Annotated in this window: 36 protein-coding genes; 16 read left to right on the top strand and 20 right to left on the bottom strand. The window is 68.2% G+C overall.

The window, feature by feature from the left end:
• Positions 1-119 precede the first annotated feature (119 nt).
• From H5411_RS11040 to H5411_RS10965, 16 genes are all read right to left on the bottom strand, one after another.
• Entirely contained in the window at positions 120-350 is a 231-nt protein-coding gene (locus H5411_RS11040; protein ID WP_101436068.1) for a hypothetical protein, read from the bottom strand.
• 80 nt (positions 351-430) lie between these two features.
• Positions 431-616 (bottom strand): hypothetical protein, encoded by a 186-nt coding sequence (locus H5411_RS11035; RefSeq protein WP_101436069.1) that lies wholly within the window; start codon positions 614-616, stop codon positions 431-433.
• A gap of 70 nt (positions 617-686) precedes the next feature.
• Positions 687-878: a hypothetical protein gene (locus tag H5411_RS11030; protein ID WP_101436070.1), complete on the bottom strand. Its 192-nt coding sequence runs from the start codon at positions 876-878 to the stop codon at positions 687-689.
• A 41-nt stretch (positions 879-919) separates the two neighbouring features.
• The gene (locus H5411_RS11025) at positions 920-1,117 is read right to left on the bottom strand and encodes a hypothetical protein (protein WP_101436071.1); all 198 of its coding nucleotides are present in this window, start codon (positions 1,115-1,117) and stop codon (positions 920-922) included.
• A gap of 93 nt (positions 1,118-1,210) precedes the next feature.
• Positions 1,211-1,714, bottom strand: a complete 504-nt coding sequence (locus tag H5411_RS11020; protein WP_312878102.1) for a transglycosylase SLT domain-containing protein — start codon at positions 1,712-1,714, stop codon at positions 1,211-1,213.
• A 194-nt stretch (positions 1,715-1,908) separates the two neighbouring features.
• Positions 1,909-2,253 carry a hypothetical protein gene (locus tag H5411_RS11015; protein ID WP_101436072.1) on the bottom strand — a complete coding sequence of 115 codons (345 nt, stop codon included), beginning with the start codon at positions 2,251-2,253 and terminating at the stop codon, positions 1,909-1,911.
• A 12-nt stretch (positions 2,254-2,265) separates the two neighbouring features.
• Complete coding sequence (locus H5411_RS11010) at positions 2,266-2,469, bottom strand: hypothetical protein (RefSeq protein ID WP_101436073.1); 204 nt, start codon at positions 2,467-2,469, stop codon at positions 2,266-2,268.
• On the bottom strand, positions 2,466-2,711 hold the full coding sequence (locus tag H5411_RS11005) for a hypothetical protein (protein WP_101436074.1): 246 nt from the start codon (positions 2,709-2,711) through the stop codon (positions 2,466-2,468). Before H5411_RS11005 ends, H5411_RS11010 begins: the two co-directional genes overlap by 4 nt.
• A 44-nt stretch (positions 2,712-2,755) precedes the next feature.
• Positions 2,756-3,148 (bottom strand): hypothetical protein, encoded by a 393-nt coding sequence (locus tag H5411_RS11000; RefSeq protein ID WP_101436075.1) that lies wholly within the window; start codon positions 3,146-3,148, stop codon positions 2,756-2,758.
• Between the two features lie 70 nt (positions 3,149-3,218).
• Positions 3,219-3,704, bottom strand: coding sequence for an RRQRL motif-containing zinc-binding protein (locus tag H5411_RS10995; RefSeq protein ID WP_101436076.1), 486 nt, complete (start codon positions 3,702-3,704; stop codon positions 3,219-3,221).
• The gene (locus H5411_RS10990; protein WP_101436077.1) at positions 3,701-4,225 is read right to left on the bottom strand and encodes a hypothetical protein; all 525 of its coding nucleotides are present in this window, start codon (positions 4,223-4,225) and stop codon (positions 3,701-3,703) included. Before H5411_RS10990 ends, H5411_RS10995 begins: the two co-directional genes overlap by 4 nt.
• Positions 4,225-4,644, bottom strand: a complete 420-nt coding sequence (locus H5411_RS10985) for an SsgA family sporulation/cell division regulator (protein ID WP_167441912.1) — start codon at positions 4,642-4,644, stop codon at positions 4,225-4,227. Before H5411_RS10985 ends, H5411_RS10990 begins: the two co-directional genes overlap by 1 nt.
• 91 nt (positions 4,645-4,735) lie before the next feature.
• Positions 4,736-4,945: a hypothetical protein gene (locus tag H5411_RS10980; RefSeq protein ID WP_101436078.1), complete on the bottom strand. Its 210-nt coding sequence runs from the start codon at positions 4,943-4,945 to the stop codon at positions 4,736-4,738.
• A 43-nt stretch (positions 4,946-4,988) separates the two neighbouring features.
• Positions 4,989-5,339 carry a hypothetical protein gene (locus tag H5411_RS10975; protein WP_101436079.1) on the bottom strand — a complete coding sequence of 117 codons (351 nt, stop codon included), beginning with the start codon at positions 5,337-5,339 and terminating at the stop codon, positions 4,989-4,991.
• A gap of 45 nt (positions 5,340-5,384) precedes the next feature.
• Positions 5,385-5,594: a hypothetical protein gene (locus H5411_RS10970; RefSeq protein ID WP_101436080.1), complete on the bottom strand. Its 210-nt coding sequence runs from the start codon at positions 5,592-5,594 to the stop codon at positions 5,385-5,387.
• On the bottom strand, positions 5,594-5,941 hold the full coding sequence (locus tag H5411_RS10965) for a hypothetical protein (RefSeq protein WP_101436081.1): 348 nt from the start codon (positions 5,939-5,941) through the stop codon (positions 5,594-5,596). Before H5411_RS10965 ends, H5411_RS10970 begins: the two co-directional genes overlap by 1 nt.
• Positions 5,942-6,080: 139 nt before the next feature.
• On the opposite strand from H5411_RS10965, the gene H5411_RS10960 reads away from it, so the two are divergent.
• Positions 6,081-6,386 (top strand): GntR family transcriptional regulator, encoded by a 306-nt coding sequence (locus tag H5411_RS10960; RefSeq protein ID WP_158242469.1) that lies wholly within the window; start codon positions 6,081-6,083, stop codon positions 6,384-6,386.
• Between the two features lie 101 nt (positions 6,387-6,487).
• Positions 6,488-7,906 carry a regulator gene (locus tag H5411_RS47495; RefSeq protein WP_101436083.1) on the top strand — a complete coding sequence of 473 codons (1,419 nt, stop codon included), beginning with the start codon at positions 6,488-6,490 and terminating at the stop codon, positions 7,904-7,906.
• Here H5411_RS47495 and H5411_RS10950 read toward each other — a convergent pair.
• The 3 genes from H5411_RS10950 to H5411_RS10940 all read right to left on the bottom strand — a co-directional run bounded on the left by H5411_RS10950 (position 7,866) and on the right by H5411_RS10940 (position 10,290).
• Positions 7,866-8,696, bottom strand: a complete 831-nt coding sequence (locus tag H5411_RS10950) for a phosphotransferase family protein (RefSeq protein ID WP_244194617.1) — start codon at positions 8,694-8,696, stop codon at positions 7,866-7,868. The genes H5411_RS47495 and H5411_RS10950 overlap by 41 nt on opposite strands.
• 104 nt (positions 8,697-8,800) lie before the next feature.
• The gene (locus tag H5411_RS10945; RefSeq protein WP_101436085.1) at positions 8,801-9,523 is read right to left on the bottom strand and encodes a hypothetical protein; all 723 of its coding nucleotides are present in this window, start codon (positions 9,521-9,523) and stop codon (positions 8,801-8,803) included.
• A 410-nt stretch (positions 9,524-9,933) separates the two neighbouring features.
• Positions 9,934-10,290, bottom strand: coding sequence for a hypothetical protein (locus H5411_RS10940; RefSeq protein WP_101436086.1), 357 nt, complete (start codon positions 10,288-10,290; stop codon positions 9,934-9,936).
• A gap of 266 nt (positions 10,291-10,556) precedes the next feature.
• On the opposite strand from H5411_RS10940, the gene H5411_RS10935 reads away from it, so the two are divergent.
• Both H5411_RS10935 and H5411_RS48915 read left to right on the top strand, forming a co-directional pair.
• The gene (locus H5411_RS10935) at positions 10,557-11,045 is read left to right on the top strand and encodes a VOC family protein (RefSeq protein ID WP_101436087.1); all 489 of its coding nucleotides are present in this window, start codon (positions 10,557-10,559) and stop codon (positions 11,043-11,045) included.
• 17 nt (positions 11,046-11,062) lie between these two features.
• Positions 11,063-11,857 (top strand): MerR family transcriptional regulator, encoded by a 795-nt coding sequence (locus tag H5411_RS48915; RefSeq protein ID WP_101440833.1) that lies wholly within the window; start codon positions 11,063-11,065, stop codon positions 11,855-11,857.
• A 191-nt stretch (positions 11,858-12,048) separates the two neighbouring features.
• Here the strand turns inward: H5411_RS48915 and htpX are convergent, their stop codons facing one another.
• The gene (gene htpX / locus H5411_RS10925) at positions 12,049-12,900 is read right to left on the bottom strand and encodes a zinc metalloprotease HtpX (RefSeq protein WP_101436088.1); all 852 of its coding nucleotides are present in this window, start codon (positions 12,898-12,900) and stop codon (positions 12,049-12,051) included.
• A gap of 146 nt (positions 12,901-13,046) precedes the next feature.
• On the opposite strand from htpX, the gene H5411_RS10920 reads away from it, so the two are divergent.
• From H5411_RS10920 to rfbC, 12 genes are all read left to right on the top strand, one after another.
• Entirely contained in the window at positions 13,047-14,009 is a 963-nt protein-coding gene (locus H5411_RS10920; protein WP_101436089.1) for a YncE family protein, read from the top strand.
• Positions 14,010-14,048: 39 nt separating this feature from the next.
• Positions 14,049-14,456 carry a hypothetical protein gene (locus H5411_RS10915; protein ID WP_101436090.1) on the top strand — a complete coding sequence of 136 codons (408 nt, stop codon included), beginning with the start codon at positions 14,049-14,051 and terminating at the stop codon, positions 14,454-14,456.
• Positions 14,453-15,325: an LLM class F420-dependent oxidoreductase gene (locus tag H5411_RS10910; RefSeq protein WP_101436091.1), complete on the top strand. Its 873-nt coding sequence runs from the start codon at positions 14,453-14,455 to the stop codon at positions 15,323-15,325. The genes H5411_RS10915 and H5411_RS10910 overlap by 4 nt, the downstream gene beginning before the upstream one ends.
• Positions 15,326-15,526: 201 nt before the next feature.
• Positions 15,527-16,765, top strand: a complete 1,239-nt coding sequence (locus H5411_RS10905) for a class I SAM-dependent methyltransferase (RefSeq protein ID WP_101436092.1) — start codon at positions 15,527-15,529, stop codon at positions 16,763-16,765.
• On the top strand, positions 16,762-17,550 hold the full coding sequence (locus H5411_RS10900) for a glycosyltransferase family protein (protein ID WP_101436093.1): 789 nt from the start codon (positions 16,762-16,764) through the stop codon (positions 17,548-17,550). Before H5411_RS10905 ends, H5411_RS10900 begins: the two co-directional genes overlap by 4 nt.
• Entirely contained in the window at positions 17,547-18,191 is a 645-nt protein-coding gene (locus H5411_RS10895) for a PIG-L deacetylase family protein (protein WP_101436094.1), read from the top strand. The genes H5411_RS10900 and H5411_RS10895 overlap by 4 nt, the downstream gene beginning before the upstream one ends.
• Before the next feature lie 4 nt (positions 18,192-18,195).
• Positions 18,196-19,218, top strand: a complete 1,023-nt coding sequence (locus tag H5411_RS10890; RefSeq protein ID WP_101436095.1) for an NAD-dependent epimerase/dehydratase family protein — start codon at positions 18,196-18,198, stop codon at positions 19,216-19,218.
• Positions 19,218-20,483, top strand: a complete 1,266-nt coding sequence (locus H5411_RS10885; RefSeq protein WP_183123716.1) for a DUF4910 domain-containing protein — start codon at positions 19,218-19,220, stop codon at positions 20,481-20,483. The genes H5411_RS10890 and H5411_RS10885 overlap by 1 nt, the downstream gene beginning before the upstream one ends.
• A gap of 40 nt (positions 20,484-20,523) precedes the next feature.
• Complete coding sequence (locus H5411_RS10880; protein WP_246368913.1) at positions 20,524-21,816, top strand: MATE family efflux transporter; 1,293 nt, start codon at positions 20,524-20,526, stop codon at positions 21,814-21,816.
• Positions 21,813-22,766: a glycosyltransferase family 2 protein gene (locus tag H5411_RS46975; RefSeq protein ID WP_220816793.1), complete on the top strand. Its 954-nt coding sequence runs from the start codon at positions 21,813-21,815 to the stop codon at positions 22,764-22,766. Before H5411_RS10880 ends, H5411_RS46975 begins: the two co-directional genes overlap by 4 nt.
• Positions 22,763-23,944: a polysaccharide pyruvyl transferase family protein gene (locus tag H5411_RS10875; protein WP_312878095.1), complete on the top strand. Its 1,182-nt coding sequence runs from the start codon at positions 22,763-22,765 to the stop codon at positions 23,942-23,944. Before H5411_RS46975 ends, H5411_RS10875 begins: the two co-directional genes overlap by 4 nt.
• Complete coding sequence (gene rfbC / locus H5411_RS10870) at positions 23,941-24,480, top strand: dTDP-4-dehydrorhamnose 3,5-epimerase (protein WP_101436099.1); 540 nt, start codon at positions 23,941-23,943, stop codon at positions 24,478-24,480. The genes H5411_RS10875 and rfbC overlap by 4 nt, the downstream gene beginning before the upstream one ends.

Genomic DNA, 24,480 nt, shown 5'->3' with positions numbered 1-24,480 from the left:
GCGCCAGCTGCACGATCGACACGACGATCAGCACGAGCGAGGCGACGATCGAGAGTGCGTGGATGGCGCGCATGGGCGGGCCTCCCTTCGGTGCAAGCGGAACGGGAACGCGGGGCGGGTCAGCCCTCGACGACGTGGACGCTGTCGCAGCCCGCGCCGCGCTGCAGCCAGGCCGCGTGCGTCGCGCCGCCGGTCTCGGGTGGGAGGGTGATCGTGGTGGGCGGCGGGCAGTCCGTCGGCACTGGCGGGACCGACGGCGGGCCGACCGCGGGGGCGGCGTCTCGCTGGCCCGAGAGGTAGAGCAGGACGAGCGTGACGAACGCGATGAGGCCGAGGAATATGCGGCGCACGAGCGGAATCCCCTTCCGGAGAGTGGAGCGGGGCGGCCGCGCGGGTGAACGCGCGGCCGCTCCCGCGATGCGGGCAGGGGTCAGCTGCGGGACTTGGCGGCCTTGGACTTGCCGAAGAGCACGACCGCGAGGCTGACGGCCGCGATCGCGCCGAGCGCCAGCATCGGGGTCGAGGTGTAGTGGGCGGGGTCCTTCTCGTGCAGGCTCCACGCGCCGTAGGCGAGCCAGGCGGATATGGCGAACACGATGAAAGCAGCGATCTTCATGGCAGGTTTCTCCTGTGCGGTAAGGGAAAAGCGGACGGGTGAAACAGGGCGGGCGCGACGTCAGCGAGGCTCACCGGCCCGGCCACGCCGGGCTGGTGCCGGTGACGGTGACCGTGGCCGGCCCCGGCAGCGATGCGGTGCTGCTCGGGACCGGCGGCGGGGCCGGGCGGACGATCTGCGGTGCGGTGACGCGCCAGCCGAGGAAGAACAGGAACACGGCGGCCAGCACGAGGAACACGAGCGCGCCGGACAGGATGCGCATAGGCGAGGCGGGCCTTTCGGTTGCGCGGCAACGGGAACGGGTCAGCTGCGGGCCTTGGCCTTGGCGGTGCTGGGCTTGCCGAAGAACAGCACCACGAGGCTGACCAGCGCGAGCGCGCCCAGCACCAGCATCGGCGTGACGCTGTAGTGGGCCGGGTCCTTCTCGTGCAGGCTTCCCGCGCCCCAGGCGAGCCAGGCGGACAGGGCGAACACGATCGACGCGACGAGCTTGGTCTTCATGGTTTTCCTCCAGACGGTGAAGCGGGCAGGCGAAACAGCCCGTGCGGCGGGATTGCCGCTCGGGTCGGGCGGAACGGATGCGGGTGCTGCGGGTCAGGCGGAGCGGCGGTAGGCCGCGGCCTGGCCCTGGACTTTCGCGACGTACCAGTCGGCGTGGTTGTAGGCGTAGATCGCCCGCCGCTGGTCCCCGGCCGCCAGGCCGGAATCGCAGAGGTAGTGCGCCGCCGCGGGGATCGCGTCGGCCGGGTCGTAGATGTCCGGGCCGATCCCGGGATGGCGGGCGCGGACGGCTTCGAACGTCGGGTCCAGGAACTGCATCGGGCCTTTCGCCCCGGCGAAGTTCGCACCGGAACGGACCCCCGCCGCTTTCAGGCGGCCGTGGTCGGTCTCGACCTTGCCGATCCCGGCCAGCAGCGCCCAGTCCAGGTGCGGGCAGGTGTCGGCGGCGGCGCGGTATTGCGCCAGGTAGACGCCCGGGATGTCGGCGATCCCCGGGCCGCCGGTGTCGGCGTCACCGGTGTCTTTCATGTAGCCGACGGCGATCGCGGCAACGGTGAACAACACCGCGCCGGTGCCGACTTTCCCCAGCAGGGACAATGGACACTCCGATTCCTCTCGCAGGTGTCGGGGACCTGGCCAGGCGCGCCGTTCCGGCAAGAACCCGTGCGCGCCCGGCCAGGTGGTCACTCATCGGTTGCTCTCCTGTCGTCGTTGACGGGCAATGCATTCCTCGTCGCGGGTGATGGAGTCGTGCAGGTCCCACGGGTGCTCGTCCGGTGGCCGCGGCGCGGTCACGACGCGACCTCGTCCGCACGCTCGACCGCCGTACCCGCCGGGGCCGGGTCCTGTTCGGACGGTCGTGTGCGGCGGGCCCGGGCGGCAACCGAGCAGGTTCCTGCCGCCAGCGCCCGGGCGGCGCGGCGCACCGGGGGCCAGGCCCACGCGATCCGTACCATGAGGGCGGCCGCGATCACCGGGAGCAGGAACGTCCACCCGGCCCACGCCGCGAGCCCGGCCAGCAGCCCGGCGGCGGCGGTTTCCGGCAGCCACCAGCCCAGTGCGCCGACCGCGCGGTCGGCGCGGCTGCCCTCGATCCGCGCGACCCGGGTGTCGCCGCGGGGTTCGATCTCGCTCACGCTGATCTCCTTTCAGGTAACGGGTTCCGGGGTCAGCGGACCGGCGAAGCAGGTCGTGATCCGCTTGTCCAGGCCGGTCTGCAGGCCGCGCAGCAGCCACGCGACCGCCACGAACGGCGTGCGCAGCAGCCCCAAGGCGAGGAACAGCAGCACCGACACGGCGAACGCGGCCAGCCGCCACGGACCGTGCTGCTCCAGCACGTCGAACACGCTCACGACGCGCCTCCCGGGTCCTGGTCCAGGCCCGGGATCGGCCGGAACGCCAGCTCGGCGGCGCGCAGGTCGTCGGCGATCGCTTCGGCCAGCTGTGCGGCGTAGGCGTAGCGGTCGGCGGCGAGCGTGTCCGACGGGAGCAGCCGCCCGCCCCCGGCGGGGTGCTGCTGGTCGAGTTCGCCGACGCGGTGGTACGCAGCTTTGATCGCGTCGCTCAGCCGCGACGCACGAGGTTCGGTGGTCATCGCACGTTTCCTTTCCGGGGCAACGGGTGTCGGGTCGTGGACGGTCAGGCGAAGCGGAAGCCGTTCTCGTCGCCCCAGGCGTGCAGCCAGGCGATTTTCTGGTCGTAGGTGTCGTCCCAGTCGGCGGCCGGATCGGCGTCGAACGCGCGGGCCACCCGCACGGCGACGTCCTGGCGGTGGAAGTTGCACGGGAAGAACGCGAGGCCGTCCCCGCCGTAGCGGAGCGGCGACCAGCGGCCGAAGTCGATGCGGGCGGCGCTGTCGCCGTCGGCGGTGATGACCGGAGCGATCGCGAGGTGCTGGTTGATCGGCAGGAACGGGGCGGGCAGCTCGACGGCCGTGCCGTTGCCCAGCTGCACGGTCTGGTTGATCGTGCCGAGGTCCAGGCCGCCGGGAGTCTGCTCCGTGTAGTGGCCCTGCAGCTTGATATAGGACATGACAGTTCCCTCCGGGAATTCGGTGCGATGTGGGTGCGGCTGCGCGGTGCGGTCCGGTGTGGACGGTGCGCTACGCGGCGAGCGCGGCGTGCTCTTCGGGCGTCAGCGTGGGTTCGCCGACGAGGTAGTCGTGCAGGTAGGAGTGCGGGTCGAGCCCGGCGCTGTAGAGGCAGGCTTCGCAGGTGCGGTGCGCTTTGGGCAGCTCGGCCCAGCCGGTTTCGCGGCATTCGCGGCAGGTCCGTCGCGCGGCCATCATCTTGCGGTGCGAGGCCCAGCGGGCCGGGGTCATCGGCTGCTTGGGCTTGGCCTTCTCGATCAGGTACAGGTTGGCGAACACGAGCTTCCCGGCCTTGCGGCACCGGAAGTACAGGAACGCGGCCGGGTCCTGTCCGCCGGGCCGTTTCCCCATCGCGGTCAGCTGGCGTTCGGTCGCGAGCACGCTGCGGTCGGCGGTTTTGGTGGAGAACAAGGGTTTCCCGTGCCACGTCCCGCGGGTGAAGCAGGTCTGGTCCGACCAGGGCACCGAGGCCAGCACCCACAGGAACCGGCGGCTCACCGCTCCATGCGGCCGGCGCGGCGCGAGCGCATCGCCAGCCACGTGGTGGTGAGCGAGGCCAGCACCCCGATCGCGCGGTGCGCGGCCTGGTCCAGCTCCATCAGCGCGGTGCCGGGCCCGGACTCGTCCACCACCGGCTCCCCCGCCGGGGTCTCCCGGCGCTGGATGGTCGCGTGCTCCAGGTAGCCGCTCTTGCCCAGCGCCCGCGCCGCCGTCTTCAGCGGCTCCCGCCGGTCGATGACGTAGTGCGTGACCGCGTTGACCGCCGTCCCGGCCAGCAGCGCCGCCAGCGGAACCCGGCAGCCCAGCACCCGGGTCACCGCGACCGCGGAGGCCAGCTGGCCCGCGCTGTAGCTGGCGACGTGGCGGGCGCAGTGCCGCGCGCCCTCGCGCCCGGGCTGTCCTTTCCCGACCGCGTCGGCGCTGGTCTGCAGCCACTGGTCGCAGACCGGGTGCACGTCGGCGAAGGTCGCCTGCAGCGCCGCGAACAGCGCCAGACCCCGTACCGTTCGTTCGCGCATCACGCCGCCTCCCCGGTCAGCAGGTGCCATTCGCGGTCCCAGTCGAAGAACTCCGGTTCGCGGCCCGGGGGCACCAGGTCCTCGGTCTTCTCCAGCGCCTTTTCCAGTGCCGCGCGGGAAAACGCCAGCTCGGCGTGGCCGGAGGGCGAGGTCAGCAGCACCCAGACCACGTCGTCTTCCGGGTTGATCCGCACGTCCCCCTCGCCGACCGCGGCCAGCATTCCCGAAGCGAGCAGGTCCCGGCTGAACACCCATTCGCGCTCGCCGCTGGCTCCGCAGTCCAGCACCAGCGTCACCGCCCACGGGTCGGCCTGGTCGTAGAGCAGCCGCGCCGGAACCGGGTCCACCCCGTTGAGGTACGCGGTCATCTCGGACTCCACCCAATCGTCAGCCGGGAAGAGCGCGTCGATCGATAACATGAGGGCTCCCTTCGGAAAGCCAGACGGTGATCGGTCGGGACCCGGCCGGCGGGCGGAGTTCTTGGCGGGACACACCCGCCGGCCGGGCAGCTCAGTCCCGCGGGGCGCGGGCAGACAGCAGCGCTGGCAGGCAGCCGCATTCCTGGTGCTCGTCGTGGTGGAACCCGATGCAGCGGTCGTCGGGGCAGCCGCACGCGTCGCCTCCCCACCGGCCGTCGGCGAAGTGGTTCTCCCGCGCCCACTGGGCTTCGGTGAGTTCGTAGGTGCTCAGCAAGTCGCGGGCTTCGGCGTTGAGTCGCATGTGTATCTCCGTGTGCAGGTCGGCGAAACGGGAGCGGGCGGGCTCAGGCGGCGAGCGGGAGGGAGGCCGGGCGGGATCCGGCATGACCGCGGCGCTTGCGGACCTGGCGCGAACCGAGCAGGTCGGTCACGGACGAGACGAACGACTCGGTGGCCAGCACGCACACCTCACCGGTCTGCGGATCGGTCAACGTCGTGCGCAGCCACAGCGTCAGCCGCTGCACCGACCAGCCCGCCTTGTGACGCTTGGCGATCGCGTCCACCAGCGGCTCCATGAACGCCGGGCGGACCAGCGGGCGGCCCGTCGCCAAGTCCAGGTACCGGTCCGACAGCAGGGTCGCGATCATCCAGTTGCGGCCAAAGGAACGCGGGCGGGTCGAGTTCGTGGTGCGCATTGCGGGACCCCTTTCCAGGGCGAGAAACGGGACAGGTTCAGGGATTCAGGCGGCCACCGGCGCGGACGCCAGCCGGGCGGCGTAGCGGTGGGCGGACTTCGCGGCCTGCGTCGCGGTCGGGTCCGCCGGGCTCTCGGCGGCCAGGTGCTCCAGCACCACCGCACGCCGCTCGTGCCAGGCGGCGACGATCGTCACCGGCGCGTCCGCCGCGGGGCGGCTCAGCTGCAGCTCCCCCAGCTCGCTCAGCGCGTACATCAGGCCACCTCGTCTTCCGCCTCGACCTCGGCCAGGTCCAGCAGCGCGTGCACCTGAATCGCGGACTTGCCCGCGCCCATCTGGCCGGACACGATCCAGTTCCCCAGCGCCACCACATCCGCGACCGGCGCAGCAGCCGCCTCGGCCGCCTCACGCGCAGCCAGCTCGGCATCGAACTCGTCCAGCAGGTCGGCCACGCCGGTCAGGTCCTCGATCTCCGGGCCGACCTCGACCAGCGCCTGCGGAGCGTCGAACGGACCCGCCAGAAGCTCGGTCAAGTCCAGGTCTTCGTCCGTCCCGTCGAACCGAAACTCCAGCTCGCGACGGGCGGGAGGTGCTTGCTTCATGGGTGGTATTTCCTCTCGGTCTTGCGTTGCGACTAGTACACGCTATGGCACACTATCCCGCTATCGGCCAAACGAGTGAACTAGGGCAAGCTAGGGTGTTATTAGCTAGAATTCGGCCATGGCGACTAACACGGCCGGGATGGCACCGTTCGAACGGATCGCAGAGGACCTGCGTCAGCGAATTCGCAGCGGAGCCCTGCAGAAGGGCGACAAGCTCCCGTCGTACCGTGACCTCGCGAACACGCACAACGTTGCACCGATGACGGCCCAGAAAGCCGTCCAGTTGCTCGTAAGCGAGGGGCTAGCGGTGAGCCGTTCACCGCTCGGCTCGTTCGTCAGCGAGTCCTGGGAAACCGCGAAAGCTCCCGTGACGGTCGAGCAGCTGGCGAGCGAGTTGGCCACACTTCGCGAGCGAGTCGAGCGGCTGGAGGGCCGTTTGCCTTGATGCCTCGTTCGTTCATGACTCCATGAAACAGGCTCCTGAGCTGCACTAACAGGGCACACTCGGGGGCACACTCGCACACTCAGGCACAGTCGGGAGACACAGTGGACGGCAACGCGCAGCTTGCAGCGCTGATGCGTGAGGCCGGCTTCCTCAAAGACGATGGCTCAGTGGGGTTGAAGGTCTTCGCGCGGGCAGTAAGCCAACAGGCCGGCCGCCCGTTTACGCATACCTATGTTCGGCGCTGGCTAGACGGGATGGTGCCGCGTGACGAAAAGACCCGTCAGGCGATCGCGCGAGCCCTTGGGGGCAGGCTCGGTCGACAGATCGCGCCAGACGATGTCGGCTTCGGGAAAACACTAAAAGTGAGCCCAGACCTGGGCCTCGCGTATCCGACGGATTCCGCCGACAACGTCAAGGCGGTATCGCGCCTGTGGCAAGCCGACCTCGATAGCATCTCGTCGCTGCTGAATGCGCCAGCCAATACTGCAGCATGGAACGAGGCGGCACTGTCCTGGCTGGTCAGTACTCGGCAGGAAGTGTTCAGCGACACCGGGAAGCGGAAGGTTAACGCGGCCGACATCAATGGCGTTCGCAGCACCACTTCGATGTTTGACCAGCTCGACGGCGAGCATGGTGGAGGGCATGCCCGACGCGCACTCATCGAGTTCCTGCGGACCGACCTCAGCGGCCTGCTTGACGGATCGGCCCCGAACGAAGCTGTTCGTCGTGACCTGTTCAAAGCGGGAGCGCAGGCAACCCTGCTTGGCGCGTGGATGTCCTACGACGCTGGCCTGCACGGCATTGCGCAGCGCTACTTCATCCAGGCGCTGAGGATGACGGAAGCGACCAACGATCGCCTGCTCGGCGCGAGCATCCTCGACGCGATGAGCCATCAAGCAACATTCTTGGGGCGGTATCGCGAAGCGGCGAATCTCGCTCGGACGGCCCGAATGGGAACGGTCGCGTCCGGCTCCGCCAGCGCCGCAGCGCACTTCTATGCGATGGAAGCACGCGCCCTCGCCCGCCTCGGTGACGCGGTCGAATGTGATCGCGCCATGGCGGCCGCGGTGCGCGAGTTCGAACGCCGGGACCCAGCCACCGACCCGGCTGAGTGGTTTGGCTACTTCAATGAATCCGAGCTGGCTGCCGAGCTGGGGCACTGCAATCGCGATCTGGGACGATCGGTAGACGCGACGGCCTTCGCGACCCAGTCCCTCGGCCCGACAGCCAGCGGTTACGTGCGAAGCGACTTCTTCGCCACGATGGTGCTTGCAGACTCCTACCTCGACCAGGGAGAGTTAGAGCAGGCTTGCGACGTCGCGCTGAAAGCCTTGACAATCGGGGAAACGCTCAAGTCGGCCAGGTGCCAGGCGTACGTCGATGAGTTCCGCACACGGCTAACCAAAGTTGGCCGCTCGACGGTGGCTACAGAGTTTGCCGAGCAAGCCTCCAATGCGCGCCTGTGGACTGCTCAGGACTCTAAAACGGGGCCCAATCGCGTCGCGTCCCGCCGTCCCTGAGCGAAGCGACCCGCTTGCGGACTTCGGCAACTGCTGCGTCATTGCCAGCGGCTTTTCCGCATAGCCACAACGTCATCGACAGCTCCCGATAGTCAGCGAGGACCGGGTACCCATACCAGTCCATGACATCGAAGCCGTAGACGTCGACAAAGGTCCTATATTCGTCCTCGGTGTGCCACCCGAACCGCTCGTAGAAGAGCGCAGTCTGCACTAGATCCCACTCGCGCGGGCCAATACCGAAGCTGTCCAGGTCAATCAGGATCGGGTTTCCTTCACGATCTAAGATCACATTGCCAACGTTTGCATCACCATGAATCACGCCAAAGGGAAGGGTAAATTCCAGGTTATCGTAATCGGATGCCAGTTCATCTATTCGATTTCGAATAAATTCGGCGTCGCCGGGATCGATGTTTTCGAGATCAGCCATCCGCGCGTTCAGCTCCGCAAACGGTCGCTTCTCTGGCAAATCGAGTTCCGCAGGTGCATGCAGTTCATGAAGTTCACGGATCAGCCGCGCGACATCCCGGACAGGCGCATACCGTTCGTCCTCCGCAGCAGACTCCCAGAACGTCACAGCGTATCCGCCCACCTCGACAGGCTGGCGAACATCAAGCGCGCGGTTAGCCGGATATCCCTCGCCAGCAAGCCAGCGGGCGACCGCGACTTGCCGATCCGCCCCTCCCCGCGCCTCGGGATCACGGCTGATTCGTGCGATGACTCGCCCCGGAATCCGGAAAACCGCGTTTGAGCCAAGACGGATCAGCTCAGCATCCGACGATTCGAAGCCCACCAGAGTGCACGCAGTTCCAAGGACTTCGCGCGCAGATTCCTCTGTTAGCGCCGCCGCTGGACTCAAATCTATCGCCTTTCTTAGCTTGCGTATGTAAGCAGCCTTTACCTGTTGCCGTTCGGCGACTTCCTGCCGTAGTGGACCGCCAGCCCAATGCCCAGTACCCAAGCCGGAGCACTGGTCGTTGCCGAGTCAATCTTTTCGACCAGGTCAGGCGCTGCGCTCTTTGTAACGAAGTACATCACCGTGAGGACGCTATACGCGAGCCACAGGAATAACGCGACCGAGTGGGTACGCACCCACTCGTTGGCAGCCTCACGCCAGTGCGAGTCGTCTGCAACTTCGCGCGGCACAGAGTCAACCAAGACGGTCATCGCTGCCGCCTGATAGATGCCAAGTCCTATTGAGGTCGAGGACTCTAACGATGAAGCGAGCACCGGCTTAAACACGCTAGCGAAGTCCGGAAGCTTGAAGCCGTCACCGAGGTGCTGGAAGACACCGCCGTACTCGGGCAAGCCTGTTGTAATCGGGAACTTCGGTAACGAAGCGATCAGCGGGTCGAGCACACTGGTGAAGTCGGGGAATTTGAAACCATCACCGAGGCGCGCGAAGACGTCGCTGTGGTCGGGCAGGGCGACCTCAGACAGCCGTTTGAACTGCTCGCTGTGGTCGGGCAGGGCGACCTCAGACAGCCGTTTGAACTGCTCGCTGTGGTCCGGCAGAGCCCGGGCGAGGTAGCTGAAGTCCGGCAAGGAGACTCGGAAAGCCTCGTCAAGCTGACGTGCTACCCGCTCGAACGCGGAGCCGTCTGCCCAGCTGCTTGTCATGGGTCGAGGATAGCCGCCACCGAGGACAAATCCCGGCTACCGGATCGCAGCACGACGCCGCCCAGACACTGCCTCATGTCCCTAGTTCGGCTCCTTCCACCGCGATCCCAGCGGGGCAGAGTGCCCGGGCTTGACGGGCACTCTGCACGGCGGACACGGACACGTCACGGACGCAATTCGCCCACATTGAGCGTTTCCGCAGGTCAGAGCCCCGTTGACGGCTCCCTGTAAATCAGACGGCTCAGCCTTCGGGGGTTCGAATCCCTCACCTGCCACACCAGCCCGAACCACCCTCGTGACCACTGAGAAGCGGTCACGAGGGTGGTTTTGTCTTGTGCGGTGCAGCCGTTTCCGGCTGTCCGCCCCACGTGCGCCCCACAGTTTTGGCCGCACCGTGGCCGCGCTCAGCGCTAGCAGGCGAACTTGGTCGCGTCGCTCGTCTGTTTGCAGTGCGCGCCGAACGCGTCCCGGGTGGCCGCCAGGCTGTCCTTGCCTTGGTTGATCTCGCTCGTCATCGAGGTGAAGTCGCCGGACGAGCAGGCGGCTATCGCCGCGCGGAAGTTCTTCTCGGCGCCGTCCATGGGTTGCTTCAAGACCGCGGGCCACGTGGCCGTATCGCTTTCCAGCCGGGTCTCGTCACCCTGGGCCGCCGTGCAGTCACCGGGCGAGAGTTGCATGGTTGCCGGATCGAAGGTCCACAGCAGACCGAACGAGGGTCCCGGCGGCGAGCCGGACCCCGCGTCGGTCTGGTACTGGACGAAATCCACTGAACCTCCGGCAGAGTTTCCGTCCCCGGGCTGACCGCCGCCGCATCCCGCGAGCAGGGCGGACACCGACGCTCCGGAGAGAATGGCCGTCCTCAGCCTGATGGATCGAGTCATGGTGACCTCCTTGCCTCGCGACGTCGAAGCCGAGATGCTCTGGCAGTCGTCGAAGGCTCTGCACCTATGTCGGAGAAACCCGCTCGACCGCTACGGAGGTGCGGGGATTCGGGCTTGACCCTCCTGCGACAGGAGGCTTCACGCTCTTCGGCATGAACGAATTTCGCGGCCCGGTTCCGACTCCCGCCTACGACGCGGTTTCTCCGGGCAACTACCTCGGCTTCTACGGGATGCCGATGTTTCCCATCGTGCCCACCGCCGACCTCGACGCCTCGACTGACTTCTGGCTTCGCGGGCTCGGCTTCGACAACCTTTTCACCATGCCCGGCGAGCTCGTGCACCTGCGCCGCTGGGCGTTCCAGGATGTGCTGCTCCGCCCGGGGACCCCGGCCGGCCCTAGCGAGGCGAGGATCAGTTTCTCCTGCGTGCTCAGCGAACTCGACGAGATCGCCAAGCGGTGCGAGGACCTCGCGCCCGGCTGTACGAGCGGGCCGGAGCTGATGCCGTGGAACTCGCGGGAGTTGACGGTCGTCACGCCGGAAGGCACGAACGTCGTGATGACCGCGGCGGAGCCGATCGACCCGGACGGGCCCGTCGCGGAGCGGTTGCGCGCCGCGGGGATCGACGTGCCACGGTCGTGAGCTGCGACACTGAGGTCGTGACCGAGCAAGACGGCCTCACTGTCGGACGCACGGCGACGCTGGTCGGCGTGAGTGTCAAAACGCTGCATCACTGGGACGCGGTCGGCCTGGTGCGTCCGAGCGGGCGCACCAGGTCCGGCTACCGGGTGTACTCCGCCGAGGACGTCGCACGGTTGCATCGGGTGCTCGTTTACCGCGAGCTCGGCTTTCCGCTGTCGGAGATCGGACGCCTCCTGGACGACCCGTCCGTGGACGCGCACACCCACCTCACCCGGCAACGCCGCGAGCTGCGCGAGCGGATCGCGCGGTTGGAGCACATGGCCTCCGCGGTCGACCGGATGGCGGCGGCTACCCGCGGCGGGATGCAGTTGACCGCGGAGGAGCAGATCGCGATCTTCGGATCCGACTGGAATCCGGAGTGGGTCGACGAGGCCGCGGAGCGGTGGAGCGACACGAAGCAGTGGGCGGAGTACCGCGAGCGGACCACCGAGCTGACCCAGCAGGACTGGCAGGAGGCCGCAGCCGAGCACGAAACACTCCACGCCGACCTGGCCGCGGCACGACGAGCCGGGGTCGAACCCGGGTCAGCAGAGGCGAACACCCTCGCGGAGCGGCATCGGGCGACGTTGTCCCGGTACTTCGACTGCACGCACTCGATGCAGGTGTGCCTGGGACGCAAGTTCGTGGAGGAAGCCGGGTACACGGAGCACTACGACGCGTTGGCCCCAGGACTCGCCGCCTGGCTGCGGGATGTGATTTTCGCCAACGCGATCGTGCACGGGGTAGATCCGGAAACAGCGGTCTGGGAGTAACAGCAACCCGACCGCACCCGCGCACCCAACCCATCACGGCAGCCCCCCCGCACCCCGATACGAAGCCAAAAACGCGGCGCGGAGGTGCTTGTCAAGGCATCTTTCCCGCCTTGACAAGCACCTCCGCGCCGTAGTCACACTCAGCTTCGGGGTGCCCCCACGCAACCAAGGACCGCAGCGAAACCGCAGCTTCAGCGGCCCCGGCGAGCCATCTCCTCAAGCCGCCGAATCCGATCCTCGATCGGCGGATGCGTCGAAAACATCCGGCTCAGCCCAGCCCCCGGCCGGAACGGGTTCGCGATCATCAGATGCGACTGCGACACCACCGCCGGCTCCGGAGCCAACGGCGCGGCCCGGGTACCCAGCTCCAGCTTCCGCAACGCCGAGGCCAGCGCCAGCGGATCCCCGGTCAGCTCAGCCCCCGAAGCGTCCGCCTGGTACTCCCGCGACCGGCTCACCGCCATCTTCACCACACCGGCCGCGATCGGGCCGAGCAAGACCAGCAGCAGCGACATGAACGGGTTGCCCTCGCGGTCGTTCCCGCCGAAGAAGAAGGCGATATTCGCCAGGACGCTGACCACGCTCGCCAGCGCACCGGCTACGCACGAGATCAAGATGTCCCGGTTGTACACGTGGGACAGTTCGTGCCCCAGCACCGCGCGCAGCTCACGTTCGTCGAGCAGCTCCAGGATGCCGGTGGTGCAGCACACGGCCGCGTGCTGCGGGTTGCGGCCGGTCGCGAAGGCGTTCGGGGCCGCGGTCGGGCTGACGTACAGCGACGGCATCGGCTGCCGCGCGGAGGTCGCCAGCTCTCGCACGATCCGGTACATCGCGGGCTGCTCGACCTCCGAGACCGGCCGCGCGTGCATCGCGCGCAGGGCCATTTTCTCGGAGTTGAAGTAGGCGTAGGCGTTCATCCCGAGCGCCACGACCAGGCCGATCAGCAAGGCCCCGCGGCCGAACAATCCGCTGATCCCGATGATGATCGCCGAGAGCAGACCGAGCAGCATCGCCGTCTTCAGCCCGTTGTGGTGCTTGTGCACGTGCGCTCGCCTCCGTCCGCTCTGGCAGCTGCCGCAGGATGGTTACTCACTGGAAACAACGCGATCGGGGGATCCGAAGTTCCTTACCCTGATCCTTGTCCGAGTTAGGGTCGGCGGGCAACTCAACCGACCGGGGCAGGTGAGCGATGCGAGGTTCCCAGATCTCCCGGCGAGCACTGTTCGGCCTGGTCAGCGCGGGTGCGGCGGCAATGGCGGGCGGCGCGGCGACGGCAGCCGAGCGGGTCAGCAGTGTGCAGGTCGGCGGCACGCTTTCGGCTCTTGCGGTGAGTCCGGTCACCGGACTGGTCTACGCGGCCGACCAGGCGTCCGGCGCGGTTCTCGTCCTCGATCCGGACGCGGGACGGGTCGTGTCCGCGCTCGCGGTGGGCGGGCAGCCGAGCGACGTCGCGGTGGACACCGACCGGATCTACGTCGCCAATCCGCCCGGCGGCACGGTGCTCGCCTTCGACAGCCAGACGCACCGGTTGCTGAGCGTCGTGAGCGCGGGCGCGGGTGCGTCGGCGCTCGCGATCGATCCCCAGGCCAACCTCGTGTACGCGGTGAGCGGCAAGACCGGCACGTTCGCGGTGCTCGACAGCATCAGTCTCACGCAGCAGGACCTGCTGCCCGCGCCGAAGCCGGGCCTCGCCGGGATCGCGCTCGACCGCGGCCGGCGACGCGCCTATTGCACCAGCCCGACCACGAACTCGGTCGAGATCTGCGACCTCGACGCGGGGGCCTTCACCGCGAGCGTCCCGGTGGGCGCTTCTCCGACCGGCATCGGCGTCCACGAACTGAGCGGCTCGGTGTTCGTGGCGAATTCGGCGATCCACCATTTGTCCATTGTGGACGGATCAGCGAAGGCGCAGGTCAAGACTGTGCTGTTGCGCAGCGAGGCGTCGTCGCTCGCGGTGCATCAGGGCAGCGACGTCGTGTACACCAACGGCGGGCAAAATGGACTGTCCCGTGTGGACGGACGAACCGAAACCCTCACCGGCGAGCTGAGCCTCGGCGTGAATCCGGGCGACGTGGCGGTGGATCAGCGGACGCGCACGGTGTACGTGACCGATCCGCTGCACGGCACGGTCACCATCGTGCGCGATTTCTGACCGCTCGCATGAAGTTACTCCAGGTATACGGTGTCGGGTATGGAACTTGGTCTCCAGGTCCCCGGCTTCACCCTGCCGGGAGGGACCGCCGCGCTCCGCGTGGAGCTGGCCGAGGCGGTGCGGGCAGCGGACGACGCCGGGTTCGCTTATCTCGCGGTGAGCGCCAAACCGTTCTCCAGCAAGCATTTCACCGCCGAACGACTGCTCAACAGCCCGCAACCCCCGCAGCGGCCGCCGATCATGGTCGGCGGGGGCGCCAAGACCGTTTACCACTACCTGGACCTCGCTCCGTCCGGGGAGAAGACCGGCGAGTCTCTCGCCGAGGCGCAACGGCTGCACCGGCTTGGTGTGCAGGCCGTGATCGGCCCGCTGCCCGGCGGGCTCGACCGGGACCGGATCGAGATTTTCGCGCAAGACATCATTCCCGCGGTGAAGGAGTTGGCATGAAACTCGGGTTGCACCTGGCTCAGCAGACCTGGCCCAACGGCCCGGCGGCGCTCGGCGCGGACCTGGCACGGGTGGCTCGGACCGCGGACGAGGCCGGGTTCGAATATCTGTCCGTAATGGACCATTTCTTCCAGATTTCCAGCTACGGCCCGCCGGAGCACGAAATGCTGGAAGCCTGGACCACGCTCGGCTTTCTCGCCGCGCACACCGAGCGCGTCAAACTGCTCACGCTCGTCACCGGCGTCATCTACCGGCACCCCGGACTGCTCGCGAAGGCGGCGACGACGCTCGACGTGCTGTCCGGCGGGCGGGCCATCCTCGGCATCGGGGCGGGCTGGAACGAGGAGGAATCCCGCGCTCTCGGGTTCCGGTTCCCGCCGATGAAGGAGCGGTTCGAGCAGCTCGAGGACGCGCTCCGGTACGTCCGTCAGATGTGGGCCGAGGGAGACGAACCCTTCACCGGCACGCACGTCAGCGCCGAGCGATTGCTCAACAGCCCGCAGCCGATCCAGCGGCCGCACCCGCCGATCATGATCGGGGGCAGCGGCGAGAAGAAAACGCTGCGGTTCGTCGCGCAGTACGGCGACATCTGCAATTTGCTGCCCAACGCGGACCTTCCGCGCAAACTGGAAGTCCTGAAGCAGCACTGCGAGGACGTCGGCCGCGACTACTCCGAGATCACGAAAACCGCCTCGCTGCGGCTCGACACTGGTGAAAACGGCGAGAAAACCGGGCAACTGCTGGATGAACTGGGCCGGCTGTCGGAACTCGGATTCAGCGTCGCGACCGGCTGGGCGCACGGCGTCCCGGACCCGGCGGTGCTCGAGCGGTTCGCCACCGAGGTGATCCCGGCGGCCGAAAAACTGTGATCCGCTGACGAACGGGTGGCGGCTACGCCGTCTGGCACCGGTCCGCCGCCCGTTCGTCGCAGCATCTCGCGGCATTCCGCCGCCGTCATTGTCTCGGTTCCGAATCGACTCCGGTGAGCTTCCCGGCGCGCTGTAACGACGGCCGGGCGCGGATCGACCTGCCCTACGCAGATCGCGCTCGTGACCGGAGGAGCCTGGTACATGACCACATGTCGACTCTGTGGTTCGGAAAGAACCGCCAGCGTGGTCGACCTCGGCGCGACGCCGCCGTGCGAACGGTTCCTGACCGCCGCGCAGCTCGCCGAACCCGAACCGACTTTCCCGCTGCATCTCGAAGTATGCACCGAATGCTGGCTCGCGCAGCTCCCGCCGCTGCTCGATCCGGCCGACACTTTCACCGATTACGCGTATTTCTCGTCTTTTTCCACCTCGTGGGTCGAGCACGCCAAACGGTTCACCGACGCCGCCGTGGAACGGCTCGGGCTGACCGACCGGTCTTTCGTCGTCGAGGTCGCCAGCAACGACGGATACCTCCTCAAGCACGTCGTGGAGCGCGGAATCCGTTGTCTCGGCGTGGAACCTTCGGTGAACGTCGGGCAAGCCGCGCGCGAGGCCGGGGTGCCGACGCACACCGCGTTCCTCTCCGAGGACACCGGCCAGGAGGTACGCAACGAACACGGTCCGGCGGATCTGGTCGTGGCGAACAACGTCTACGCGCACATCCCGGACATCCGCGGGTTCACCCGCGGGCTGCGCGCGCTCGTCGCGGACGACGGCTGGGTGTCGATCGAGGTCCAGCATCTGCTCACGCTGATCGAAAAGAACCAATACGACACGATCTACCACGAGCATTTCCAGTACTACACCGTCGAATCCGCGCGGCGGGCACTGGCGGGCGGCGGGCTGACCGTGGTCGACGTCGAACTCCTGCCGACGCACGGCGGGTCGATCCGGCTCTGGGCGCGGCCGGCTGAGGTCGCCGGGGAGCCGAGCGCCCGGATGACCGACGTGCTCGCCCGGGAGAAGGCCGCCGGGCTGCACGAACTGTCCGGATACACCGAATTCGCCGACCGGGTCACCCGCGTCCGGCTCGAATTGCTCGAATTTCTCCTCGCCGCCCGGAAAGCCGGGAAAACGACCGTCGGGTACGGCGCGCCCGGCAAGGGCAACACCCTGCTCAACCACTGCGGCATCCGGCCGGACCTCCTGGCCTACACGGTGGACCGCAATCCGTACAAGCACGGCCGGTTCACGCCCGGCACCCGGATCCCGGTCGTGGAACCGGACCGGATCGCGGCCGACCGGCCGGACTACGTGCTCGTCCTGCCGTGGAACCTGCGGGACGAACTGACCGAGCAGCTTTCCTACGTCGGCGCGTGGGGCGGCAAGCTCGTCTTCCCGATTCCGCGCTTGGAAATCGTCGAGGTGGGAGTGCAGTGAAGGTCGTTCTGTTCTGCGGCGGTTACGGAATGCGGATGCGCAGCAGCGAGGCGTCCGACGTGCCCAAGCCGATGGCGATGGTCGGGCCGCGCCCGCTGATCTGGCACGTGATGCGCTACTACGCGCATTTCGGGCACACCGAGTTCGTGCTGTGCCTCGGCTACGGCGCGCACCACATCAAGGACTTCTTCCTGCACTACGAGGAAACGACGTCCAACGATTTCGTGCTGCGCGGCGGGAAGCCGGAACTGCTGTCCACCGACATCGCCGACTGGACGATCTCCTTCGTGCAGACCGGCATCGAATCGCCGATCGGCGAACGGCTCCGCCGCGTGCGCGACCATCTCGACGGCGACGAGATGTTCCTCGCCAACTACGCCGACGTGCTGACCGACGCGCCGCTGGACAACATCGTCGAACGGTTCGCCGGCAGCGACGCGGGCGCGTCGATGCTCGTCGTGCCGCCGCAGTCGTCGTTCCACTGCGTCGAGATGGACGAGGGCGGCCGGATCGGCGCGATCACGCCGGTCAGCGAACTCCCGCTGTGGGAGAACGGCGGTTATTTCGTGCTGCGGCAGGAGATTTTCGACCACATCCCGGAGAACGGCGACCTGGTCGCCGACGGCTGCGGCGAACTCGCCAAGCGCGGCCGGCTGCTCGCGTACCCGTATCGCGGGTTCTGGAAGCCGACCGACACGGTCAAGGAACGCTACGCACTCGACGCCGCGTACGCGCACGGCAACCGTCCTTGGGCGTTGTGGGAAAGCGAAAAGGTGCACGCATGATCCGCCTCGGCGCTGAGCTGAAGAGCATCGTCGTGCTCGGCGCGCATTGCGACGACATCGCCATCGGAGCGGGCGGCACGCTCCTCGAGATCTGCGGACAGCGTCCCGGCCTTCAGGTCGACGCGCTGGTGCTGTCCGGCGGGGGCACCGACCGGGAGGCCGAGGAGCGCGCCGCGCTGGCCGCGTTCTGCCCGGGTGCCGACCTGAACGTCACAGTGCTCAAACTGCCGGACGGCCGTCTCCCCTCGCACTGGGAGGAGGCCAAGAACGCGCTGGAAGACCTCCGCCGCCGCACCGATCCGGACGTCGTGTTCGCGCCCCGCACCATCGACGCGCACCAGGACCACCGCGGGCTGGCTCAGCTCGTGCCCACGGTGTTCCGCGGGCATCTGACGCTGGGCTACGAGATCGTCAAATGGGACGGCGACCTCGGGCGGCTGCCCGCTTACGCGCCGATGTCGGACGAGGTCATGCAGCGCAAGATCGAATTGCTGCACGAGCACTACGGCTCTCAGCAGCACCGGCCGTGGTACGACCGCGAGGCTTTCCTCGGCCTCGCGCGGATTCGCGGAATCGAATGCCAAGAACGCTACGCCGAGGCGTTCGAGGCGAACAAACTCGTCATCGACCTAAGGGGCTGAAAGCATGCGCGTGCTGCTCACGGGGCACACGGGATATCTGGGCACGGTGATGGCGCCGGTGCTCGCCGCGGCGGGACACGAGGTCGTCGGCCTCGACTCGGGCTTGTTCGCGGCTTGTGTGCTCGGCCCGGCCCCGCGCGATCCGGTCGGGCTGGCCGTCGACCTGAGAGACGTGAAAGCCGAACACCTGCGGGGCTTCGACGCGGTGATCCACCTCGCCGCGCTGTCGAACGACCCGCTCGGCTCGCTCGCGCCCGAACTGACCTACGACATCAACCACCACGCGTCGGTCAAGCTCGCGAAACTCGCGAAGGACGCCGGGGTTTCCCGGTTCCTCTACGCCTCGACCTGCTCCGTCTACGGCGCTTCCGGCGGCAGCGGCCTGGTCGACGAGGACGCGCCGCTGCGACCGGTCACGCCGTACGCCGAGTCGAAGGTTCGCGTGGAGGCCGAGGTTTCCGACCTCGCCGACGACGACTTCACCCCGGTGTATATGCGCAACGCCACCGCGTTCGGCTTCTCCCCGCGGTTGCGCGCCGACATCGTGCTGAACAACCTGGTCGGCCACGCCTATCTGTCCGGCGAGGTTCTCGTGCTTTCCGACGGCACGCCGTGGCGGCCGCTGGTGCACGCCGACGACATCGCGCACGCCTTCACCGCCGCTCTCGAGGCCCCGCGCGAAGCCGTGCACAACCGGGCGTTCAACATCGGCACCGAACGCAACAACGTGACGGTCGCCGAGATCGCCGAAGAGGTCGTCGCGGCGGTGCCCGGCGCCAAGCTGCGGATCACCGGCGAGGCCGGGGCCGACCCGCGTTCGTACCGCGTCGATTTCTCCCGGTTCCGCGACGCGGTCCCGGCCTTCGACTGCAAGTGGGGCGTGAAAGACGGGGCGCTGCAACTGTTCGACGCCTACCGCCGCAACAACCTGACCCGGGAGCAGTTCGAGCGCCGCTTCACCCGGCTGAACTGGCTGAGCGACCGGCAGGCCGCCGGCGCGGTCGACGCCACCCTGCGGCACACCTGATGCGCACGGGGCCCGAGATGCACGCTCTGGTGGAACGGTTGTACCCGTTCTGCCGGAGCATCACCGGCGACGGCGTACGGCAGACCCTGGCCGTCATCGGCGAGCACCTCCCGCTCGACCGGTACGAGGTGCCCAGCGGCACCGAGGTGCTGGACTGGACCGTGCCGCCGGAATGGAACATCCGCGACGCGTTCGTCGCGGATTCCTCCGGACGGCGGGTGATCGATTTCCGGAAGTCGAACCTGCACGTGGTCGGCTACAGCGTCCCGGTCGACCGCGTGGTCCGCCTGAGCGAACTGCGCGCGCACCTGCACACGCTGCCCGAGCAGCCTTCGTTGATCCCGTACCGCACCAGTTACTACTCCCCCACCTGGGGTTTCTGCCTCTCCCAGGACGTCCTCGACACGCTGCCGGACGGCGACTACCACGTCAAAATCGACTCTGCGCTCACCGACGGCCACCTCACCTACGCCGAGCACGTCGTGCCGGGCGAGGTGGGCGACGAGGTGCTCGTCTCGTGCCACCTCTGCCATCCGTCGCTGGCCAACGACAATCTCGCCGGCATCGCCGTCGCCGTCGCGCTCGCGCGGGCGCTGGCCGAGGAAAAGCCCTACTACACCTACCGGTTCCTGTTCATGCCCGGCACGATCGGCGCGATCACCTGGCTGGCGCGCAATTCCGAGCGCATCGACCAGGTCAAGCACGGCGTCGTGCTGGCCTGCGCCGGGGACCGCGGTTCGCTGACCTACAAGCGCAGCCGGCGCGGGGACGCCGACATCGACCGGGTCTTCGCGCACATCCTCAAGGACAAACCGCATGAGATCCGCGATTTCTCGCCGTACGGCTACGACGAGCGCCAGTTCTGCTCCCCCGGCTTCAACCTCGGCGTCGGCTCGCTCACGCGCACGCCGTATGCGGGCTATCCGGAGTACCACACCTCGGCGGACAACCCGTCGTTCGTCGACCCGGACTCGATGGCCGACACCCTCGAAACGCTGCGGACGGCGTTTTCCGTGCTGGACCGCAACCGCCGCTATGTGAACCTGAGCCCCTACGGCGAACCGCAGCTCGGCAAGCGCGGGCTGTACGACTCGCTCGGCGGGCGCAGCGACGCGAAGGAAGCCCAGCTGGCCATGCTGTGGGTGCTCAGCCTCTCCGACGGCGACCACAGCCTCCTCGACATCGCCGAACGGGCGGACCTCCCGTTCGGCGCCGTAGCCGCGGCGGCCGATGCGCTTCAGGCCGCCGGACTGCTGAAGGGGTGAGGCCGTGCCGTCGATCCTGCGTTCGCGAGCCGTCCGCGCGATGGCGGGACGGCTCAGCTGGGGCCTCGGTGACCAGGCCGTTTCGAGCCTGACCAACTTCGTGGTCGGCCTGTACGTCGCGCGTTCGCTCGGCGCGACGGCGTTCGGCCTGTTCAGCATCGCGTGGGTGACCTACGGCGTCATTCTCAACGTCTCGCGCGGCCTCGCCACCGACCCGCTGATGGTGCGCTTCTCCGGCGTCTCCAGGGCGAGCTGGCGGACCGCGGTGGGCCAGGCCGTCGGGACCGCACTGGTGGTCGGGGTCGCTTCCGGGCTGGTCAGTGTCCTTTTCGGACTCCTGGTCGGCGGTTCGCTCGGCGCCGCCTTCGTCGCGCTCGGGGTGGTACTGCCGTTCCTGCTCGTGCAGGACGCCTGGCGGTTCGGGTTCTTCGCGCAGGGCACCGGGTACAAAGCGTTCGTCAACGACGGGATCCAAGCCGTCGCGTTGTTCCCCGCCCTGGTTTTGGCCGCGCGTTACGACACCGTGGTCGCGTTTCTGGTGGCGTGGGGCTGTTCGGCCGGGGTCGCGGCGGCGTTCGGCTGGGTGCAGACGAGCGTGCTGCCGCGGCTCGGCGGGGTGCGCGGATGGCTGCGGGAGCACCGCGACCTGGGCGTGCGCTATCTCGTGGAGAACGTCAGCAACAGCGGCTCGTCGCAGCTGCGGGCATACGGGCTGGGCGCGATTTCCGGGCTGGCCGCGGTCGGCACGGTGCGCGGGGCCGAACAGCTGCTCGGGCCGTTTCTCGCGCTGCTCATGGGACTTTCCCTCGTCACGGTCGCCGAGGGGGCGCGGGTGCTCCGGCAGTCGCCGCACCGGTTGTGGCACTTCTGCGTGGCGCTCGGCGCCGCGCAGGCCGCGGCCGCGCTGGTGTGGGGACTCGGGTTGTGGTTGTTCGTCCCCGACAACGCCGGCCGCTTCGTGCTCGGTTCGCTGTGGGACAGCTCGTCGCTGCTGGTCCCGGCGGTCACCATGGCGGTCGTCGGCGCGAGCTTCACCACCGGGGCGACCGCCGGGCTGCGCGCGCTCGGGATGGCGCGGCGAAGCTTGCGGTCCCAGCTGATCGCGTCCGCCTGTTACGTCGTGTTCGGCCTGATCGGGGCCGTTCTCGGCGGGGCGGCGGGCTCAGAGTGGGGCGTCGCGGCCGCCACGCTCACCGGTTCGGCCGTGTGGTGGTGGCAGCTGCGCAGCGCGCTCCGCGACCACTTCGCGGCGGCAGTCGAGTTTCCCCCCGCGTCAGGTTCATTCAGCCAAGCAGAACTCCATTCGGCTTCCGAGGAGATGAAACCGGCATGAGCACGGTGCCCAGGCTGACCATCGGTCTGCCCGTCTACAACGGAGAGGAATTCCTCAGCGAAGCACTCGACGCGCTGCTCGGGCAGACCTACGAGGACTTCGAACTGATCATCTCCGACAACGCGTCGCAGGACGGCACGGAAGAGATCGCCCGGAAGTACGCCCAGGAGGACTCGCGGATCCGGTATCTGCGCCAGCCGCGCAACATCGGCGCGACCCCGAACCACAACGTCCTGCTCGACCAGGCTCGCGGCGAGCTGTTCAAATGGGCCTCGCACGACGACCTCTACGGCCGGGAGCTGCTGGCGAAATGCGTCGAGGCGCTCGACGCGCGGCCGGAGATCATCCTCGCGCATTCGCATCAGGCGATCATCGACGAGAACGGCGCCGTGACCGTGCCGCTGGACTACCGGCACAAAACGGACGCGCCGCGGCCGTCGGTGCGGTTCAAGAGCTTGCTGTTCGAGCCCGGCGGAGACGATTTCTACGGCGTGATGCGCACCGAGGTGCTGCGCCGGGTCACGCCCATGGACAGCTACCACCACGCCGACCGCACCTACGTCGCGGAACTGGCGCTGCACGGCCCGTTCTACCAAGTACCCGAGCTGCTGTACTTCCGTCGCGACCACCCGGACCGGGCGGAGCGCGCGAACCCGAGCAAGCGCTCGCGGTGCGCGAACCTCGATCCGAAGCGCGGCAACGCCATCACGAACCCGACCGCTCGGCTGCTCGCCGAGTACGTCTGGGGTTACGTGCACGGAATCCGCTCCGCACCGCTGTCGTCGGGCGAACGCCGTGCCTGCTACCTCGCGCTGGCCGAATGGTTCGCCAGCCGGGCCCGGCCAGGCGGGGCCGGGGAACGCGTCGAGGACCGGGCCCCGGTGCACGCGGCCGAGCTGGACCTCGCGGTCGACCGGGTGGTCGCCGGACGCGAACGGCGGGTGCCGTGACCGTTCGGGTCGGGGTTTTCGGACTGCTCGGTTCAGGCAACCTCGGCAACGACGGCTCGCTCGAGGCGGTGCTCGGCTTCCTGCGGGCCGAACATCCGTACGCGAAGGTGTCCGCGTTCTGCGGCGGGGCGGACACCGTCCAGGCGCGGTACGGGATCCCGGCGGTGCGGCTGAACTGGTACCGCGGCGAATACCGGCACGCTTCCGGGCTGCGGTCGATCGTGACGAAAGGCTTCGGGAAGATCATCGACGTCTTCCGCACGGCGTGGTGGGTCCGGCGGCAGAACGTGGTGATCGTTCCCGGCATGGGCGTGCTGGAGGCGACGCTTCCGCTGCGGCCGTGGGGCTTTCCGTACGCGCTCTTCCTGCTGTCGTTGTGCGGGCGGCTCGGGCGGACGAAGATCGCGCTCGTCAGCGTCGGCGCTGACCGGATTCGGGTGCCCGCCACGCGGTTTCTGGTGCGGTCCGCGTCCCAGCTCGCGACGTACCGGTCCTACCGCGATGAACTGTCGCGTTCGGCGATGGCCAACATGGGCGTTCGGGTCACGAACGACCGCGTGTATCCCGACCTCGCCTTCGCCCTGCCGACGCCCGCCGCGGTCGAGGATCCGCGTGCCGTCGGCGTCGGGGTGATGGCTTATTACGGCGGCAACGACGACCGTGCTCGCGGCGAGGAGATTTACCGGGCCTACGTGGACGCGATGACGGAGTTCGTGCGGTACCTGGTCAGCCAGGACCGGCCGGTCCGGCTCTTCATCGGCGACCGGATCGACCAGGAAGTGGTCGACGAGATCGTCGAAACTGTCGCGTCGCCGCTGATCTCCGCGGCAGTCCCGGGCACGCTCGACGAGTTGATGCGCTCGATGGCCGAGGTGGGCACCGTCGTGGCCACGCGGTACCACAATGTGTTGTGCGCGTTGAAGGCCGGGAGACCGACGGTCGCGATCGGGTACGCGAAGAAGAACGACGTGCTGATGGCCGAAATGGGGCTCGGCGAGTTTTGCCAGGAGGCCCGCGCGGTCGAGGTGCCGCGGTTGATCGAGCAGTTCGAGGAAGTGCAGCGGCGGGCCCCGGAGCTGAAGGCGGAACTCGCCGCCCGCAACGAAGCCTGCGGTCAGCAGTTGAAGGACCAGTTCGCCCTGTTGTCGAGGACGCTCATTCCCGCGGAGGTTTCGTGAAAGCCGTTCCCGTGCCGTCGATTTCCGGCGTGTGGCTCTTCCGGCCGACACCGCACCGGGACGATCGCGGCTTCTTCTCGCGGACCTTCGATGCCGACGTCGCCCGATCAGTCGGCATCGACCCGAACGCGTTCCTGCAGGACAGCGTCTCCCGCTCGGTGCGCGGCGTGGTGCGCGGGATGCACCTGCGGTCCGGGGCCGGCGAGGCGAAGCTGGTGCGTTGTTCGTACGGCGAAGTTTTCGACGTCGTAGTCGACTTGCGACCGGACTCGCCGACCTTCCGGGCGATGGAAACGTTCCGCCTCTCCGGCGACACCCAGGAGAGCATCTACATCCCGGCCGGATGCGCACACGGTTTCCAGGCGCTGAGCGAGGTCGCCGACGTGTCGTACCGGATCGACCGCGCGCACGACCCGTCCGAGGACGTCGCCATCGCGCACGACGACCCGGAGCTCGCCATCCCGTGGCCACTGCCCGCGGCATTGCTGTCCGAACGCGACGCGTCGGCCCCTTCCCTGGCCGACGCCTTGAGGTGA

The sequence above is a fragment of the Amycolatopsis echigonensis genome (assembly GCF_014174495.1).
Taxonomy (GTDB): Bacteria; Actinomycetota; Actinomycetes; order Mycobacteriales; family Pseudonocardiaceae; genus Amycolatopsis; species Amycolatopsis echigonensis.
The sequence above is the reverse complement of the archived record's forward strand: the minus strand, read 5'-3'. Positions and strand labels throughout refer to the sequence as shown.